This window comes from Zwartia panacis (genome assembly GCF_030410395.1).
Lineage (GTDB): Bacteria > Pseudomonadota > Gammaproteobacteria > Burkholderiales > Burkholderiaceae_B > Zwartia > Zwartia panacis.
The window spans coordinates 1-389 of record NZ_JAUHHF010000039.1 but is presented as its reverse complement, the minus strand read 5'-3'; the positions used below and the strand labels follow the sequence as shown (position 1 = coordinate 389).

Genomic DNA, 389 nt, shown 5'->3' with positions numbered 1-389 from the left:
AGATACGAAAGCTGAAAACATCTCGAACACGCAGGCATCGAACGCAAACGATGCGTACTGCAAGTAACGACTACCGGGACCGATATGATGCTCGCGCTGCATATCCGACACCATGTTTCCGATACCCCGGTGGGAGACGCCCACGCCTTTGGGCATGCCGGTGCTGCCCGAGGTGTAGATCACATAGGCCAGGTGTTCGGGCAGCAGCGGCGCGGTGCGCACCGAGTCATCCACCACCGTATCGGCAAGCAACGACAGCTGGATCTCGATCAACGGATCTTGCAGATCAATCAACGCCGGAGCCTCGATCGCAAGACTCTGTGACAACTCCAGCAAATCGTAATTGGCCTGATCCGCAATCATCACGCTTGCCTTCGCATCGTTCAAGA

At 56.3% G+C, this 389-nt stretch carries 1 protein-coding gene; it reads right to left on the bottom strand.

The annotated features are described in order from the left end of the window. The coding region (locus QWY30_RS15855; RefSeq protein WP_290242662.1) for an AMP-binding protein at window positions 1-387 on the bottom strand (387 nt) is incomplete at its 3' end. Between the last annotated feature and the right edge of the window lie 2 nt (window positions 388-389).